At 49.7% G+C, this 16,104-nt stretch carries 16 protein-coding genes; 6 read left to right on the top strand and 10 right to left on the bottom strand.

Annotated elements, in window-relative coordinates; genetic code table 11:
* Positions 1-44 precede the first annotated feature (44 nt).
* The 3 genes from dbpA to recQ form a co-directional block, all read right to left on the bottom strand.
* The gene (gene dbpA / locus ACMAZB_RS10730) at positions 45-1,442 is read right to left on the bottom strand and encodes an ATP-dependent RNA helicase DbpA (RefSeq protein ID WP_435217086.1); all 1,398 of its coding nucleotides are present in this window, start codon (positions 1,440-1,442) and stop codon (positions 45-47) included.
* A 101-nt stretch (positions 1,443-1,543) separates the two neighbouring features.
* Positions 1,544-2,788: an acetyl-CoA C-acetyltransferase gene (locus ACMAZB_RS10735; RefSeq protein WP_435217088.1), complete on the bottom strand. Its 1,245-nt coding sequence runs from the start codon at positions 2,786-2,788 to the stop codon at positions 1,544-1,546.
* Between the two features lie 213 nt (positions 2,789-3,001).
* Positions 3,002-4,801, bottom strand: a complete 1,800-nt coding sequence (gene recQ, locus ACMAZB_RS10740; RefSeq protein ID WP_435217090.1) for a DNA helicase RecQ — start codon at positions 4,799-4,801, stop codon at positions 3,002-3,004.
* A 299-nt stretch (positions 4,802-5,100) separates the two neighbouring features.
* Between recQ and ACMAZB_RS10745 the strand changes: the two genes are divergently transcribed.
* Positions 5,101-6,378, top strand: a complete 1,278-nt coding sequence (locus ACMAZB_RS10745) for a cytochrome P450 (RefSeq protein WP_435217092.1) — start codon at positions 5,101-5,103, stop codon at positions 6,376-6,378.
* A gap of 95 nt (positions 6,379-6,473) precedes the next feature.
* On the opposite strand, the gene ACMAZB_RS10750 is transcribed toward ACMAZB_RS10745, so the two are convergent.
* On the bottom strand, positions 6,474-6,836 hold the full coding sequence (locus ACMAZB_RS10750) for a DCC1-like thiol-disulfide oxidoreductase family protein (RefSeq protein WP_435217094.1): 363 nt from the start codon (positions 6,834-6,836) through the stop codon (positions 6,474-6,476).
* A 421-nt stretch (positions 6,837-7,257) separates the two neighbouring features.
* Here ACMAZB_RS10750 and ACMAZB_RS10755 point away from each other — a divergent pair, with 421 nt between their 5' ends.
* The 4 genes from ACMAZB_RS10755 (at position 7,258) to ACMAZB_RS10770 (ending at position 9,834) form a co-directional block, all read left to right on the top strand.
* Positions 7,258-7,641, top strand: a complete 384-nt coding sequence (locus ACMAZB_RS10755) for a diacylglycerol kinase (RefSeq protein ID WP_435217096.1) — start codon at positions 7,258-7,260, stop codon at positions 7,639-7,641.
* 435 nt (positions 7,642-8,076) lie between these two features.
* Complete coding sequence (locus ACMAZB_RS10760) at positions 8,077-8,466, top strand: DUF6249 domain-containing protein (RefSeq protein WP_435217098.1); 390 nt, start codon at positions 8,077-8,079, stop codon at positions 8,464-8,466.
* Positions 8,467-8,469: 3 nt separating this feature from the next.
* Positions 8,470-8,682: a helix-turn-helix transcriptional regulator gene (locus ACMAZB_RS10765; RefSeq protein WP_435217100.1), complete on the top strand. Its 213-nt coding sequence runs from the start codon at positions 8,470-8,472 to the stop codon at positions 8,680-8,682.
* A 330-nt stretch (positions 8,683-9,012) separates the two neighbouring features.
* Complete coding sequence (locus ACMAZB_RS10770) at positions 9,013-9,834, top strand: mechanosensitive ion channel family protein (protein WP_435217102.1); 822 nt, start codon at positions 9,013-9,015, stop codon at positions 9,832-9,834.
* Positions 9,835-9,993: 159 nt separating this feature from the next.
* Here the strand turns inward: ACMAZB_RS10770 and ACMAZB_RS10775 are convergent, their stop codons facing one another.
* Together ACMAZB_RS10775 and ACMAZB_RS10780 are read right to left on the bottom strand one after the other, a co-directional pair.
* Positions 9,994-10,524, bottom strand: a complete 531-nt coding sequence (locus ACMAZB_RS10775) for a GNAT family N-acetyltransferase (RefSeq protein WP_435217104.1) — start codon at positions 10,522-10,524, stop codon at positions 9,994-9,996.
* A 325-nt stretch (positions 10,525-10,849) separates the two neighbouring features.
* Positions 10,850-11,986 carry an NADH oxidase gene (locus ACMAZB_RS10780; protein ID WP_435217106.1) on the bottom strand — a complete coding sequence of 379 codons (1,137 nt, stop codon included), beginning with the start codon at positions 11,984-11,986 and terminating at the stop codon, positions 10,850-10,852.
* A 136-nt stretch (positions 11,987-12,122) separates the two neighbouring features.
* On the opposite strand from ACMAZB_RS10780, the gene ACMAZB_RS10785 reads away from it, so the two are divergent.
* Entirely contained in the window at positions 12,123-12,464 is a 342-nt protein-coding gene (locus tag ACMAZB_RS10785) for a winged helix-turn-helix transcriptional regulator (protein ID WP_435217108.1), read from the top strand.
* A gap of 162 nt (positions 12,465-12,626) precedes the next feature.
* Here ACMAZB_RS10785 and ACMAZB_RS10790 read toward each other — a convergent pair whose 3' ends face one another.
* From ACMAZB_RS10790 to ACMAZB_RS10805, 4 genes are all read right to left on the bottom strand, one after another.
* On the bottom strand, positions 12,627-13,520 hold the full coding sequence (locus ACMAZB_RS10790; protein WP_435217110.1) for an SDR family NAD(P)-dependent oxidoreductase: 894 nt from the start codon (positions 13,518-13,520) through the stop codon (positions 12,627-12,629).
* Positions 13,521-13,645: 125 nt separating this feature from the next.
* Positions 13,646-14,152 carry a thioredoxin family protein gene (locus tag ACMAZB_RS10795; RefSeq protein ID WP_435217112.1) on the bottom strand — a complete coding sequence of 169 codons (507 nt, stop codon included), beginning with the start codon at positions 14,150-14,152 and terminating at the stop codon, positions 13,646-13,648.
* 265 nt (positions 14,153-14,417) lie between these two features.
* Positions 14,418-14,858, bottom strand: coding sequence for a DUF2141 domain-containing protein (locus tag ACMAZB_RS10800; RefSeq protein ID WP_435217114.1), 441 nt, complete (start codon positions 14,856-14,858; stop codon positions 14,418-14,420).
* A 163-nt stretch (positions 14,859-15,021) separates the two neighbouring features.
* Entirely contained in the window at positions 15,022-16,002 is a 981-nt protein-coding gene (locus ACMAZB_RS10805) for an MBL fold metallo-hydrolase (protein ID WP_435217116.1), read from the bottom strand.
* Positions 16,003-16,104 lie beyond the last annotated feature (102 nt).

Consider the following 16,104-nt stretch of genomic DNA (forward strand, 5'->3'; position numbering starts at 1 on the left):
TCAAAAAAATTTAGAGTTGCCGATCGACAAAAGCATGCCACCTGTTAACGCTGCGCTTTCATTCGGCGAACTTTAATCGCGCGCCCCTTCACCTTACCCTCGGCCAGATAATTCATCGCTTGACGCAGCGCCGAACGCTCAATGGCCACGTAACTGCCATTATCCAGAATTTTAATTTTACCAATCTGCCCTCCGGACAACCCCGCATCTCCGGTTAAGGCGCCCAAAATGTCGCCCGGGCGTATTTTTTGTTTTCTCCCAGCATCGAGTTGCAAAGTCACCATGGCACCTTGCAGTTCATAATTAGGATCTCTATCTAGCGACGCTAAGACATCGCAAACGCAATGAGCTTTTAGGTAGTCCTCAATAACGCGCATCCTTGGCGCCTCGGGAGGCGTCACAATGCTGAACGCCTGCCCTGACTCACCCGCTCGACCGGTACGCCCTATACGATGGACATAGGTATCTGCGTCCCGAGGCAGCTCAAAATTAACGACCATTTCTAAAGAAGGTATATCCAGTCCTCTCGCCGCGACATCGCTGGCCACCAAAACCGGGCATGAATTGTTGGCGAACTGCAGCAGCACCTGATCGCGCTCCCGCTGCTCGAGGTCACCGTGAATAGCGGCGGCTTCTATGTCGTGTTCACGAAGGAAACGCGCCACCTCAGCGCATTGCTTTTTTGTGTTACAAAAAACCATCGCGTTGGCCGGACGGTAATGCTCGAAAATCGCCAGCAATGCCACATTGCGCTCATGCTTTTGAACTTCAAAGAAGACTTGCTCTAAGACAACTTCGTCATGCGCAACTTCTGCATCAACGGTAATCTGAATCGGATTTTTTTGTATCGATCGACTTATCTTTTTTATGTCATCTGGAAATGTCGCAGACAGCAACAGCGTTTGTCGATTTGCGGGCAATTTCGCAGTAATCTCCGCCATAACGTCGGCGAAACCCATATCTAGCATGCGGTCAGCTTCGTCGAGGACAAAGCTCGTAACACCTTTGAGCTCCAAGGTGCCGCGCTGTAAATGATCCTGAATACGTCCCGGAGTGCCCACCACAATGTGCGCACCGTGCTGCAGAGAATCTCGCTGAGCCCCAAAGGGCTTGCCCCCACAGAGCATGACAACTTTAACGTTAGACATTCGGCTAGCCAGTTGGCGAATGGCTTGACCTACTTGCTCTGCCAGTTCCCTCGTTGGGCACATCACTACCGCCTGCACACCGAAAAATCGGGGGTTTAAGTGGTGCAGTAACCCAATGGCAAAAGCGGCGGTCTTACCGCTACCCGTCTTTGCCTGAATAATGACATCTTGCCGCTGCAGAATGGGCGGAATACTTTGCGCCTGCACCGGAGTCATATGGGCGTACCCCAGCCCTGACAGGGCGTCAAGCTGAGCAGGATTCAGGGGAAGCGATGAAAAGAGCGATGAGGTCATGACAAGTCACAGGCGCAAGCGGACGCAGACAATAGCAGACTGCCCGCGCCTGCAGGGCAGTATTGCCTCGGGATGCGAAGCAATACCAGCAACTAACGCAATCAGGCGATCCGTTCAATAATAATCGCTGGCGCCATTCCCCCTGCTGCACACATCGTGACAAGACCGTAACGTTTTTGTTGGCGCTCCAGCTCATCCAAAACAGTGCCAATCAAAATAGAGCCGGTTGCTCCTATTGGATGCCCTAAAGCCATAGCTCCGCCATTCACGTTTACCTTGTCCCGATCGAGACCCAGGTCACGGATGAATTTTTCAGCAACCACAGCAAAGGCTTCGTTAATTTCCCAAAGATCGATATCAGCAACCTCAAGCCCCGCCTTGGCCAAGACTTTGCGCGCAGCAGGAACGGGGGCGTTGAGCATTAGCGTTGGGCAGTCACCCTGATTGGCTGTTGCGACGACTCGCGCTCGTGGTTTTAGGCCTGTTCGCTGTATGTAATTCTCAGAGGCGAGCAGCAAGGCCGCTGCACCATCTACCACACCAGATGAGTTGCCCGCGTGGTGAATGTGATTAAAGCTTTCCAAGTCGGGGTATTTACGCTGGATTAATTGGCCATAGGTCGTGCCTGAGGCTTCTACCGGCACATCGCGAACGACATCAAAGACCGTCTTCAGACCAGACAAGCTCTCAAGTGTTGTTTCAGGGCGCGGAAATTCTTCATGATCGAGAGCCACAGACCCGTCAGGGTTAGTCACGGTTATTAGTGACCGGCTAAAACGCCCCTCGGCGATGGCTTGGGCCGCGCGTTGCTGGCTCGTCAGTGCCAAATTATCAACAGCAGCTCTGTCGATACCCTCCATCGTAGCGATAGCGTCGGCGCAGACACCTTGCTGGGATTGCGGGTGCATTGCACGTAGGTCTAAATTTCCGGAGTCCAGCATGGGCGGCACGCCCGGCTCACCAATTGAAGGGTAATAACTCATCATCTCTGTGCCCCCCGCTACGACTAAATCTTCCATGCCCGACATCACCTGCGCCGCAGCCAAACTGACGCTGGTGATACCCGAACCGCAATAGCGATCGAGGGTCACACCCGAAGAGCGGATGTCATAGCCAGCATTAAGCGCTGCCATACGACCTAAATCGCCCGATTGTTTTCCACTTTGGGAAGATGTTCCCCAGATCACATCATCGATCTCTGAGGTGTTTAATTCGTTACGTTCAGCCAACGCTTTTAGTACGGTGGAACCGAGGTAAGAGGGATGAAGGTGGGCCAACGCCCCTTTTCCAACCTTGCCGATACCTCGGGGGGTTCTACAGGCGTCAACAATGTAAGCATTTGGCATGGCAATCTCCTGAAACTGGGCAGCAAAATTTTGGAATTCCGAAACTACGTGGCTTTGTGCAAGGAGGTCAAGCTGAGAAATGATTGGGCAGCGTTGCCGCCACAAGGGTAAGGCCTCAGATGTAAGACCCAGCGCAAACAGAAAGACGGCAACCGCTAGCTTTTACGAATTAGAGCCCCTAGATCCAAATGCACTAACCGGAACATTCAGTTTTCAGGATGCAATAGCTGTTTCACGGATCGCTTGTAAAAATTTATCGCCATACTTTGCTAGCTTGCGCTCACCGACACCGCTAAGCCCCGCAAACTCTTGCATCGATTGGGGCAACAGGGAGCACATCTCCATGAGGGTGCTGTCGTGGAAAATCACATAGGGAGGCACCCCCTGCTCTTCTGCCAGCAACCGGCGACACTCTCGAAGTGCCTCCCAAAGCTCGACGTTGATATCATCGGGAAGCGCTGACTTCGTTTGTCGCCGTACGGTTTTTTGCGTCTGATCTTGCCGCAAAGCAATCTCTTCTTCCCCTTTAAGAAGAGCTCGGCATTGCTCTTGAAGCTTCAGCGCACCGAACCGATCCAGATCAACTGATAGATAACCACGACCAACTAATTGACGAAAAACAGACCGCCATTGGTTGCCGTCGAGAGCCTTACCAACCCCATAGGTCGGTAAGTGATGATGGTCAAATTGCCAGATTTTGTCGGTCTCGGCACCCCGCAGAACATCGATTAAATGATTGACTCCAAACCGCTGGCCTGTTCGAACAACTGCACTCAGCGCCATTCGGCTGGCTTCAGTACCGTCCCAGGTTTCTGCCGGCTCTAGGCAACTGTCGCAGTTACCACAGGGATTAGGATAAACCTCACCGAAATAATGCAACAGCGCTACGCGCCGACAGCTGGTCAATTCACACAAACCCAGCATGGCGTTCAGTCTATGCTGCTCTGCCTGCTTGTGCAGCTCATCGCCCTGCGACTCAGACAACATTTGTCGCAACTTAATGACATCCTGCAGCCCATAGATCATCCACGCTGTCGCTGGTTGCCCATCGCGCCCAGCTCGTCCCGTCTCTTGATAGTAAGACTCTATCGTTTTAGGCAGATCTAAATGCACCACAAAACGCACGTCAGGTTTATCAATTCCCATGCCAAAGGCGATGGTGGCAACAACAATCACCCCTTCTTCTCGAAGAAATCGGGCCTGATGTGTCGATCTCAGTTCAGAAGATAGGCCTGCGTGGTACGGCAGCGCATTAAACCCTTGCTTAATCAACCATGCAGCGGTGTCTTCGGTCTTCTTTCGCGACAGGCAATAAATAATTCCCGCATCGCCGGCGTGCTCATCTTTCAAAAAACGCAGCAGTTGATGTCGCGGATTATTTTTGAGGGCAATGCGATACCGGATATTTGGACGATCAAAACCCACAATAAATTGCGCAGCGTTTTCCAGACCCAACCGGTCAATAATTTCGCGCTGTGTTCTGGGATCAGCAGTAGCCGTGAGCGCCACGCGAGGAACCCCGGGGAAATTCTGCTGCAGCTGCTCAAGTAACAAATAGTCAGCTCTGAAATCGTGCCCCCATTGGGAAACGCAATGTGCTTCATCAATCGCAAACAGTGAGATATTAGCCTGCCGCAACAGGTCCCGGGTTCGGGGTTGGCTGAGTCGCTCTGGCGCAAGGTAAAGCAGGTCAAGCTCGCCCCGCAGGAGCGCCTCTTCAACTTGCACCGCACTGCCCGTATCGAGCGTCGAATTTAAAAAGCTCGCTCGAACACCCAGCTGCTGCATCGCTGAAACCTGATCTTGCATCAGCGCAATCAGCGGTGAAATAACAATGCCGCAGCCCGGGCGAACCAAGGCAGGAATCTGGTAGCAAAGTGACTTACCTCCGCCGGTTGGCATCAAAACAAACGCGTCCTCACCAGAAATGATGGCTTCCACAATTGCCTGCTGAGGCTCGCGAAAATGCTCAAAGCCGAACGTCGTCTGTAATACCTCAAGCGCTGTATTCATGAACCCTCAATCGAATCGTTAACAACCGAGCAAAAACGCCTCTTAAAACCATCTAGAACAAGGCTCCATGCTTTTGCTTCGTGCGCATCTTATCGGTATCGGCCCAGCCGGCACATGGAAATGTCACTTAGCCATTGAAATAAGGGCAGCCCAAGCGTCAAAGGTTGACATTGGTACTCGCCTTCAGCGGATCGTTAGGCATATTATAAGGTCACGATTCATTCTAATAATTAAACAGTGGCCCCAGACTTCGGAAACATGCCCCACTCTGTGTGCCAGCGAAAAGCGGAGATTTTTCAGTGAATCAAGCTATGAGTGACGTCTTTAAGTCGGGCCATGACTACGCCTACAACACCCCATTGGAAGATTTAGACGTTTCGCACCCTCGGTTGTGGCCAAGCGAGGAAATGTGGGCGGTTTTTAAACGTCTTAGAGACGAGGAACCACTGCATTATTGTAAGGCGGGCTGGGATTCAGGCGCACGCGCGCCCGATGATGAACCTGTCGGTCCGTATTGGTCTGTGACGCGGTTTGAGGACATCATGGCTATCGATACCGACCATCATCGATTCTCCTCCGAGCCCGCAATTGTCTTACCGAATCCGGGCAAAGATTTTCCACTGCCCATGTTTATCGCCATGGACCAACCCAAACACGATGTTCAGCGACGAACCGTAGGGCCCGTTGTTTCATCACCCAGCCTCGCTAGGATGTCTGAGCTTATCCGCGAGCGGACCCAGTATGTTCTCGATCGCGTTCCTTTCGACGAAGAGTTTGATTGGGTCGACACAGTATCGATTGAACTCACCACAATGATGCTCGCGACTTTGTTCGATTTTCCCTTTGACGATCGACGAAAATTAACTCGCTGGTCCGACGTCGCTACAGCGGGGCCAGAAACAGGCATCGTTGAGAGCGAAGAACAGCGCCGTGCAGAGCTGATGGAATGCGTCGAGTATTTCATGAACTTGTGGCAGCAAAGAAGCGGTGGCGATGGCCATGATTTAATCACGCTGCTAGCAAACGGTGAAGAAACCCGGAATATGGATACCATGGAGTATCTGGGCAATCTCGTACTGCTAATTGTAGGTGGTAATGATACGACCCGAAATTCCATGTCTGCCTCTGTTTACGGCTCGCACCTATTTCCTGCAGAGTGGGAAAAAGTGCGCGCGAATCGAGACCTGATTCCCAATACGGTGGCAGAGATTATTCGCTGGCAAACACCGTTAGCCTATATGCGACGAACGGCACTCGAGGATGTTGAACTCCACGGCAAAACAATAAAGCGTGGCGACAAAGTGGCCATGTGGTATGCGTCGGGAAATCGTGATGAGCGAAAATTTGACCGGCCCAACGAATTAATCTTTGACCGTGACAATGCTCGAAACCATATTTCTTTTGGTTTCGGCATCCATCGCTGCTTTGGGAATCGCTTGGCTGAGATGCAATTGCAAATCTTATGGGATGAAATGCTGAAGCGTTTTTCCAAAATTGAAGTGATCGAGGAGCCACAGAGAAACTTCTCCAGCTTTGTAAAAGGCTACACAAAAATGCGCGTGATTTGTCGCCGTTGATCTACCAAAGCGGCGTGCTGAACAACGGGTCTGTCCATGACCGCCAACTCCGCGCCGCTCTAATCAAGACTTGTTATTTGTGGGCATAGAACCAGCTAGACGACGTCTTTAAAGAGCTTTTTTCGCGCAAAAAATAAATAGATGCGACGCAGAATAACCAGGGTTTTGTACAGTGCCGGCCCCAGAAGTGGTACGTCAAAAAGCCATGCCAATCGTTGATAACCAAGCTGCACAAGCAGGTAACTCATCGCTGCATTTTCCAACAGACGTTGCCCATTGGTTTCAACGACAAATGAGCTGTCAATATCGCAGCCCTCAGTAAGCAAAGCTCGTTGGATATCGGGATGTTCTCGCAAATCAATGAGTTCAACACGGACCTCGGATTTAAGTTTTGACATCAGAGCGAAGTTGCGACAGAAATAGCAGCTGCCATCATAAAAAAGCGTCAATTCATTCATATAAATTTTAAGCTCCGTCCACATTGAGCAATATACTCCCGGCGGCTCCCTCTGTATTTATTCGTGGTCTTCCGAGTTCCCACTGAAAACATTACTCCAACAAGCCTTTCATTTTATGCTTTAACAGGCCCATTGTTCTGCCAACACCCGCCACCATGATAACGCAGCGCAAAAATTCGCCCCCGTAACGCGCCCCTTTATGCAGAGCCTATAGTGCTTCCCATCAGCAGTTCAACCGTTTTCAAAGCCTAGCACTTGCCACTCTGGCTTTTACTCTGTTTACTGCTCCCACCCAAGATGCAGTGCCATCCGGTGTTGTCGCTGCTTCTTGACCAATGAAAAACTCATGCATGCAGATTCCGGTGAGTAAGTGGAATTAAATCACTAGTGAATACCAGCGCTGCTTAGGGGCCATCCAATCATGAAGAAAAATACTGGTGTCACTCGGGTATTACTTGCTTTTAGAAACTCGGGCAAAGGCTTCAAATTTCTGATCAAAAACGAGGCCGCTTTTCAACAGGAGCTCGTGCTTGCCATCCTTCTGGCGCCATTGTCTTTTTTAATCAGCCAGAGCTTGAGTGAACTGATTTTGTTACTCCTGACTCTCGCCCTTGTTCTTGTGGTTGAAATTTTGAATACGGCAGTTGAGGCTGTCGTTGATCGCATTGGACTTGAGCATCATGAACTTTCAGGGCTTGCCAAGGATTTGGGCTCAGCGGCTGTTCTACTGTCGCTCCTTTTTGCAGCCGGGGTGTGGCTTGCCTTTTTGTGGCGATATGGCTCCGCCTCATTGGGCGCATCATGAACCCTGCTGGGTGCAGAGGTTGAAGGCTAACTAGGAATAGCCCCACTTCCTAAATTTGTTCGCCTAACGATTGAACTTGCGTAGTTTTTATATCTGCTACTAGGCTCTTTTCCTTCCATAGCTTGCTTTCAAGAACATTTTTCTCCGCACTTAAGCTTTGCAAAAGCCACGCAAGCCCATTCCCTGCGGGCGCTAAACCACTCACCAACTTCAAAAAAAATGTGCAAATTGTTTAACCAGCACTAGCCCCTTGATAACGAAGCATAGATAAACGAATACAAAAGCTGTCCGCAGAAAGTCGGATTAGTAATGTAAGCCCCCCCAAAAAAAGACAGACATTACGAAGTTGCAACCGCACAAAAGTAACCTTTACTTCCCTTTTTCAAAAATCCTGATATGATACGTAAAGGTTACATACACAAGGACGCGTTACACATGGAAAACTTAATCCCCCTATTTGGAATACTCGCTGGCATTATTATTCCAGTCTCTGTTTTCATCTGGCTCTACTATGATGAAAAGAGCAAAAGAGACGCCGTGATAGAAATTGCCAAACACATGGACGACCCTAAAAAAACCGAACAATTGTTGACCCTCTTTGATGAGCGAAAAAAAGAGCCCATCGACTACCGAAGAGGTGGCGTCATCACCATCTTCGTTGGCATTGGTTTGTACCTATTGGGAGCAACAGCGCTAGGCGCACTGCTTGAGGGTGTTGGGCTTCTAGTGGGTGTCATCGGTGTAGGCACGCTGATTGCGGGTTACCTTTACCCCAACACCAGCCAAGAGATTACCAATGCAGTGGAACGGTTTGAAGGCGACTAGGTCTTGGGAAAACACCACAAAAATTTGCTAAACAATCTTGAGCAATTGAGAAAATCTGCAGACCTCACCCAGCAACAATTATCCGATAGTGCAGGCGTCTCCAGAAAGAGTATCAATGCCATCGAGAACGGCATCTATGTACCTTCGACGGTGCTCGCCCTAAAAATCGCTCAAACGCTAAAATGCACGGTCGATGACTTGTTTCAACTGCCCTAGTTGTCGATCTGACAGGAGAGGAAAACCCTCTCCTATTTCCATTCTTGGCCCGGTATTTGCCGCCACCCCATCACTGCAGCTGGCACTATTACAAAGATGTAGTCGGATATCTGAAATGGGGCTACCTGGCTTGTACGCCTCCAAACCTGACTAACACTACCCCTGGGTGTTTAAACCTTATACGTTTCACCTCGTGTGTCTTTACCATTTTCAAAACAAGATTACGCAGGTATCGTGTAGAGGCGGTTTTAGGCTCTCACCGTTTTTACGCTTGAGCTCCGACTTAACCGCTTAGCCTAATGGAATAAGGCGGTAATGGAGACCTTCAACATGGAAGAAGAATTAGCACAAGCCTCTGCAATCTACGATCTGGTCGTCACGTTCCTCATTAACTACAGCTTTCAAATCGTCGGTGCGATCCTCATCTTCGTCGCCGGAATTGTCATAGCCAGTAAAGTGTCAAACTGGCTATTTAAATTTTGTCAATCAAAAGGCCTCGACGTCACCCTCAGCAAGTTTATAGCGAACGTTGTAAAGCTGCTGTTTATTCTCATGGTAGGGATCATTGCCTTGGGTAATCTTGGGATCAGCGTGACGCCTTTTGTCGCTGCAATTGGTGCCTTATCTCTGGGTGCCGGCCTAGCGCTGCAAGGGCTGCTCTCAAACTATGGGGCGGGACTCAATATCATCCTGACCCGCCCCTTTGTGGTGGGTGATACGGTTCTCGTACAAGGTGTGAGTGGGATCGTTCAGGACATCACGCTGTCTACCACTATCTTGGTCGATGAAGATGATGTGCGGATCACCATCCCTAACCGGCACATCGTCGGCGAAATTATTCACAACTCCGGCGCGATGTCACTGGTGGAAACTCACTTCGTCATCCGTTCGAATAGCAATATTCAAGGCGTCCTTGATGACAGCCTTCAGGCGGTTCAAGCCCTCGAAGGCCTTGGTAATGACACCAGGGCTCTTTTTGGGGTAAGCCAACTCAGCGGCTTGGGTGTCGAGATCACTGGAAGAATTTGGGTACCAACCGCGCAGTACTTTTACTTCAAGTATGCAATCAACCAGTCGCTCCAAGACCGTTTAAAACAGACTGGCGTTGAACTTGCCACACCTGCCCAGACAATACGGTTACAGCAAGATTGAGTGCGATCAAAAAGCCATAGTCGTGAGAACACGCGTCAAACATGACGTCCTTCACAACGACGCTTCTCAGCCCAGGGCCGCGTAACAATTTTGGCTTGAGCCAAAACTCCATCTGACTCGCCAGTCTTTGTGCGCAGGTTTTTCTGCGGCACAAACCAGCTAAATAGTGACGAGCAATGGCCGCCGCACGAGAAACGCTGCTCGCGACAGTACATATACCGATTTTCCTTCTTCCGCCTGGCGCCAAAAAACCGCACCCAATTTTTCGGTTGCCTTAATAGACCGCCAGTTTGATGCGCCAATGTCGAAGTAAACTGATTCAACAAACTGAAAACAATAATCGAGCAGCGCTGTTTTTATCAGTTGGTTGGCCCCGGTACCCCAGTATTTTTTGGCAAGAAATGTGTAACCCAACCGAACCGAAGCATCTAAGGGGTCGTGGGCATAAAATCGTGTGGAACCAATAACAGCCTGAGATTCGCTGTCCACAATGGTATAGCAGCCAAGATCATTACTCAGTCCATCTGCAAAAAACGCGGCAAAAACCTCTCGCCTCCAGCGATTTTGAGCCGGATGCTGCTCCCAAACTAACGGGTCACTAGCCACTTGGAACAGCGATTCAAAATCTGCGGGCTTGGTCTGCACCAGCGAAAAATTTTCAGCCTGTAATTGCCGTGTAAAATCTGCCATTCCCCAAAACCCTGCGTGCACTCCATCAAACCGCTGAGCAACGCGACTGAGCTAGCCGCTGCCGATCGCAGCAGAAAAAACTACAGGACATACCCCCGAGAAAAAAGAGTTGAATCACACAAAAATCCATCGCATGTAAACACAGCATTTGCATTACCTATTAAGGTGACATGCCGGTTCGAAGATTTCGTAGGCGCTTCCTACGGTGCTCGATAGCTGATTAAAAATAAGTGGCTTGGGGTGGCCTTGATTACAAATAAAAAAAGCGCCAGCCGCTTCTTTAGCAGCTGACGCATCAGGCGAACAAATCTCTTCAGTAGAAAACTTACTTTTGAGGATTTACGAGATACTTCTCACCCGTGGCTTGCTTTGCGTAGCCTCGAATAATTTCCGGTTGCATCATTTCTGCCAGGGAAATTTCTTGTGTGTAATGGCTGGCAAAGGTGGTGTTGATATCACGTGCCACACGTTCGCGCATCTGCTGGAACCTCTCCATACCGATACGGCCAATCATTGGTGTTAATAACCAGCCTCCAAGACCCCACTGCAAACCAAAGGAGCGATTTAAAATAGTAGGAGACATATCTAGGCCTCCGTAAATGTACACCTGCTTGTAGACATCGGACCCGTAGCGGCTGTACTCCGTGGCTGTCTTATTGGCTGCAATCTCCATGGCCGCCAGTATTTGGCCCGGCAGCTTTCCGCCATTACCACCACCGGTAGCGTCGAAGCCCAAAGTAGCGCCCGTTGCAACCAGTGCATCCACGAGATCAGCCATAAAACTATCGGCACTGGTATCGCAAATGTATTCTGCTCCCAACTTTTTAAGCACTTCTACCTGTTCAGGCTTTCTCACTACGTTAATGAGGGGGACCCCATCTTCCTGGCAAATCTTCACAAGCATTTGGCCAAGGTTTGAGGCCGCAGCGGTGTTGAGAATCGCGCTGTGATTTTCCAACCGCATGGTTTCAATAAAGGCCAAAGCAGTCAGTGGGTTTACAAAGGAAGACGCCGCTTCAGTTGGGGTGGTGCCTTCGTTCATTACCAGACAGCTCTGTGCTGGTAAGCAGCGGTATTCGCTATACATAGCGCCACCAGCGGCCCCAACAGTTTTGCCGATCAGATGCTTGGCATTGACACCTGCGTCAACAACAACGCCACCACCTTCGTTCCCCACCGGCATAGATTCACCCATGCGGGGCTTCAGCGCACCCATCATCGCTGGGTGCAATTCCATAGAAGTCACGGTTTGATCACCCGAGCCAGAGACCGACAGTGTGTCTAGGTTAGCGGCAAAGCTAATCAACAGGGCAAGGTCGGAAGGGTTAATCGGGGCTGCCCCGACTTCTAGAAGCACCTCATTGTCACCCGGGACAGGGCGCTCTTGAACTGCGATGGACAGTTCTAATGTCCCTTCACTGGTGACTGTAGAACGTATTTCTCTTGAGCTATTCGCTGACATGGAGTCTCTCTCTTAGGTGGCAGGTGCTAAAAATGATGTCTGTATTGGGCGGTTACCAAACTTGAGGTATGATATTGGTTGTTAGTATTTTTTTTCAAGTAGGCAATAAATTCATACCGTAAAAAAAGTGAACACCATGAGCGAATGCAAAAGCCCTGTGAGCACCGCCCTGAGCCTAATCGGCGGCAAGTGGAAGATAGCGATCATCTATAACCTTCGGCAAGAACCGGTGCGCTTTGGTGAACTGAAGCGAATTCTCGCCCCGATAACGCAACAAATGCTGACCAAACAGCTGCGCGAAATGGAACGCGACTGTTTAATCCATCGAAAAGTCTATGAAGTGATTCCACCGAAGGTTGAATACTCGCTGACTGACTTCGGGAGATCCTTTATGCCGGTAATGGAATCGCTGTGTAAATGGAGCACTGAAAACAAAGAACTTATGCAGTCGATATCCAAAGATAGCCAAGCGGGATAAGCATTGGCGAACTCAATACTGCCCAACTGCACAGTGCATCCACAGACAGGATTTTCACCCCGCTACAAAAAGACTATTGCTGAGACAGTGTGCCGCGCCCGTGATCGCAGCTTCTCTATGTGTTTTGTGGCCGACGGTGTGCAGCGCTCTTACACACTTGCCTCACAACATATCGAGCTTTTGATCCACTAGGTGTTGTAGCAACGGACTTTTGCCAGCATTCACGAAGGCCTCATCAATCCGCGCCGATCGATATTGCACCACAGGACGATAGTTGGGGTGGGTGAAAATGTAGAGCTCGCCTTCGTTAAGCGCCTCAACAACTCGCTTGCCGACAAGCGCCCCGTCAATACCGTTTTGAACCATTTCCCGCGCTCTTTTTGAGAAGCTGCTTTCATCGCCAGGCCTAAGCGTTTTGGATTTATATTGCGCCGGGCGATTTCTTTCTGAGTCGTAGATACGTGTCTGAACAAACGCCGGGCACAACACAGCGACATGAATACTCTTAGACTTTAACTCTTCAGACCAAGCCTCAGACAAGGCAACAACGGCCGCCTTGGTCGCGTTGTAGGCGCCACTGTAGGGAACGCCGCCCATTCCCGCCATTGACGCGACATTGATAATCCATCCGCCCTCGCCGTGCTCTTTAATCAGGGGCACGATAACCTTAGCACCGTAGACTACGCCCATTAGGTTAACGTCGAGCGCCCACTGCCACCCCTCTTTTTCCTGACTTTCTATCGGCCCTGAATCACCACCCACACCGGCATTGTTTACCACCATGTGAATTTTTCCAAAGCGCTCTACGGCCGCCTCGGCAGCTGATTGCCACTGCCCTTCATCGGCCACATCCAAAGATACAGCCAATACGGGAACCCCCAGTGACTGCAGCTCTAATCGCGCGCGCTCTAGATTGTCTTTATCAATATCTGCTAAGACAACGTTCATCTGCTGCTCGCCTAAGGCCTTTGCAATAGACAGACCGATACCCTCGGCTCCTCCGCTGATAATTGCGGTCTTTCCTTGAAATTGCGACGTGCTATTTTCTTGAGACACTTTTGAAAACTCTCCAGCTCAATGTTCGAACGGCTTTACCAGCCACAAAAGTGGCAGCGCAAAATGATGCAGCGTAAAACCACGGGGGGTTAGAAACTTCTCAGTACAAACGGCTGACTTACCTATCATTCAGTTAGCAACTCAACCATTGCTTCTTCGAGGGTTGTGGCAGGCCTTTCTATAATCCTGCCAATCTCATCTTGTTGCCGGAAAAAAATAAAGGTGGGGGTAAATTCAACGCCATTAGCTACCGCAAGCCCCCCCGGCTCTGTTTTAGAAAAATCCAGAGTAACCATTTTTATATGATCTTCAGGGAGGCCGACAGCTTCCAAAATTTTCAGCATTCTAGGCACCTCACGCTGGCTGTCGTGACACCAGGTTCCAAAAAAGATCAGCACGCTGACATCAGTCGGTATCTTTTCGGCAACTTCGCGCACCTCGTACTGATTAAAACTTTGCTCAAAGTTTGGGTACTCAAGAAAAAGCTGCTGCTTACTGATCACACCTGAGTTTTGAGTAATGTCTTCGGCTAGCAATTCGCCACTGAAACATAGCGTAACCACCATAAAAAACTGAAAGAGCTTCACCAAAAACTCCCCTGAGTGAGGGTCAGATCGCAAGGCAATTCGCATCAGGGGTTTCATTTTCTCTTGGTTACAACGTGCGCAAAACATAGGCGTAGAATAGCACTTTATGGGTTTACACAGAGCCTTTCTGTTGCTTTATGACGACTCAATTCAGTTCCTCTGACAACATGAGATTTTGGCTTACTGCCTGGCGCCGTAAAAACAGCAGAGCTGACTTTAGCGACTAATCACGCATTACAACGCTGCAGCAGTAACAAACACGCCAGTAGGTTTCAAACGAGCTAGGGACGCCATTAACAAACTCCACTGCCTAGTCGAGTAATTTAATCGGCATTTCCAAGTTTTCGTTACCCACAAGAAACGCGGCGTCTTTATACTTTGGCGGGCCAAACTTGGGGACAGCACCATTGGACAAGCCTGTGGGCTCTTTAGGTATACCGATGAAGTTGGTGTCCATTTTGCCGTTATCGTTGTCATCATGATGAACCGAGATCGCGTATTCTCCGGGTTCAACTTCAAAGCTTGTGGTAACCACGCCGTCCACATTATTTTCTAGCACCGTCAGGCTGCGTTTCTGAACCGTAGTACTGCCCAGCCAGTCATTTTTGTTGTCATAAATTCCGATGTTGAGCGCACCGACATCTGAGCGAACGTCACTGATGACGACGGTTAAAGTGGCGCCACTTACCTGAGAGCTAGCCAACAACGCAGCGCCAACCAAAAACGCTTTACACCCTGCCAAACGACCCATTCAGCTTCTCCTATGTGTTTAAAATGGAGCAAGTGCCACAAGCGCTGATGCCAAAAGTCAGATCGCCGTTTTTTATATCTGTTTCGCCGAGCGCCTATACCGCCCCGCGTCCTGAGCAACTCTGATACCCACTAATCTGCTAAACGCGGCCTTTGCACCGTTTTTAATCTGCCTTTTTATTCATGTTCAGCTCGGGATAGGTAGGCTTCCACTTCTGTAACCACTTTGGCTCTGCGAGGAGCTGAACACGCTCACTTACGGTGTAAGAGACCGGATAAATTCCATTAGATTTTAATGTTCCCGACTGAATAGCATCCAGTGCATCCTGTAGCTGAACAATGGTTTCAAAAGTGAGCTCAGGAACGCCCAAAGCGTCATCTCTATGCGCTCCAAATACCCGAAGATTCATACCACTTACAGACTCAATGGTTTGCGTACCCTGCAAATAATCTCCCATATTGCTGTTTGGGAGAAATCCATACAGTTGCCCCGGATACAAAAAATCTCCAGCAAATAAGTAGCCCGCTTCCCGATCGAGCAGCGAAATGGAATCCTGCGTGTGCCCTGGCGTATAGAGAACCCTCAGAGAGCGACCACCTAAGTCGATAGCTTCGTTGGGCGCTAGCCATTCGCTCACCGTCAATTCAGGTAACGAATAGCCCTCGACCTCACCCAAGTGCTCAAATCGAGTCAGCTGCAACTTACTATTTTCCGCTCGCGCTCTCAGGTGTGGCAGGTCAACAAGTGCCGTGCGATCAAACACCACATCATTGCCAATATGATCGTAATGTAAATGTGAAGGGATAAACGTTATCGGAAGATCCGTTAGGCTCGCAACAACCTCACCAATGTCGCGCTGACCGGTACCCGCATCGAAAACAACAGCCCTGCTGTCACCCAATATCAAGTAATTAAAGTTGAGCTGGTAATACCTCGTCTCACCTATCGCAAATGTTCTCTCATCGATTTTGTGAATCGTGTAGTAATCATCGAACCAAACAGCCGCTTCTCCCTCATCACGCGGATCGAGTAGCTGGGGTAATTCTGTTGAGGTCATTGAATAAATGAGGATGTTAGCGCGCTGATAGATAATGATTGAAGTGAGAACTAATAGAGCTACTACGACGATACTGATCGCTTTCAATGTCATCACTCCTCAATTGAGTGTTGGTGTACCGCAGATTGTCAAAGACACGCACCTTATGCGCCGATGAACAGCCTTTTGTCTGCCTAGGGAAGCTCTGAC

It is taken from the genome of Luminiphilus sp. nBUS_07 (assembly GCF_051201685.1).
GTDB lineage: Bacteria > Pseudomonadota > Gammaproteobacteria > Pseudomonadales > Halieaceae > Luminiphilus.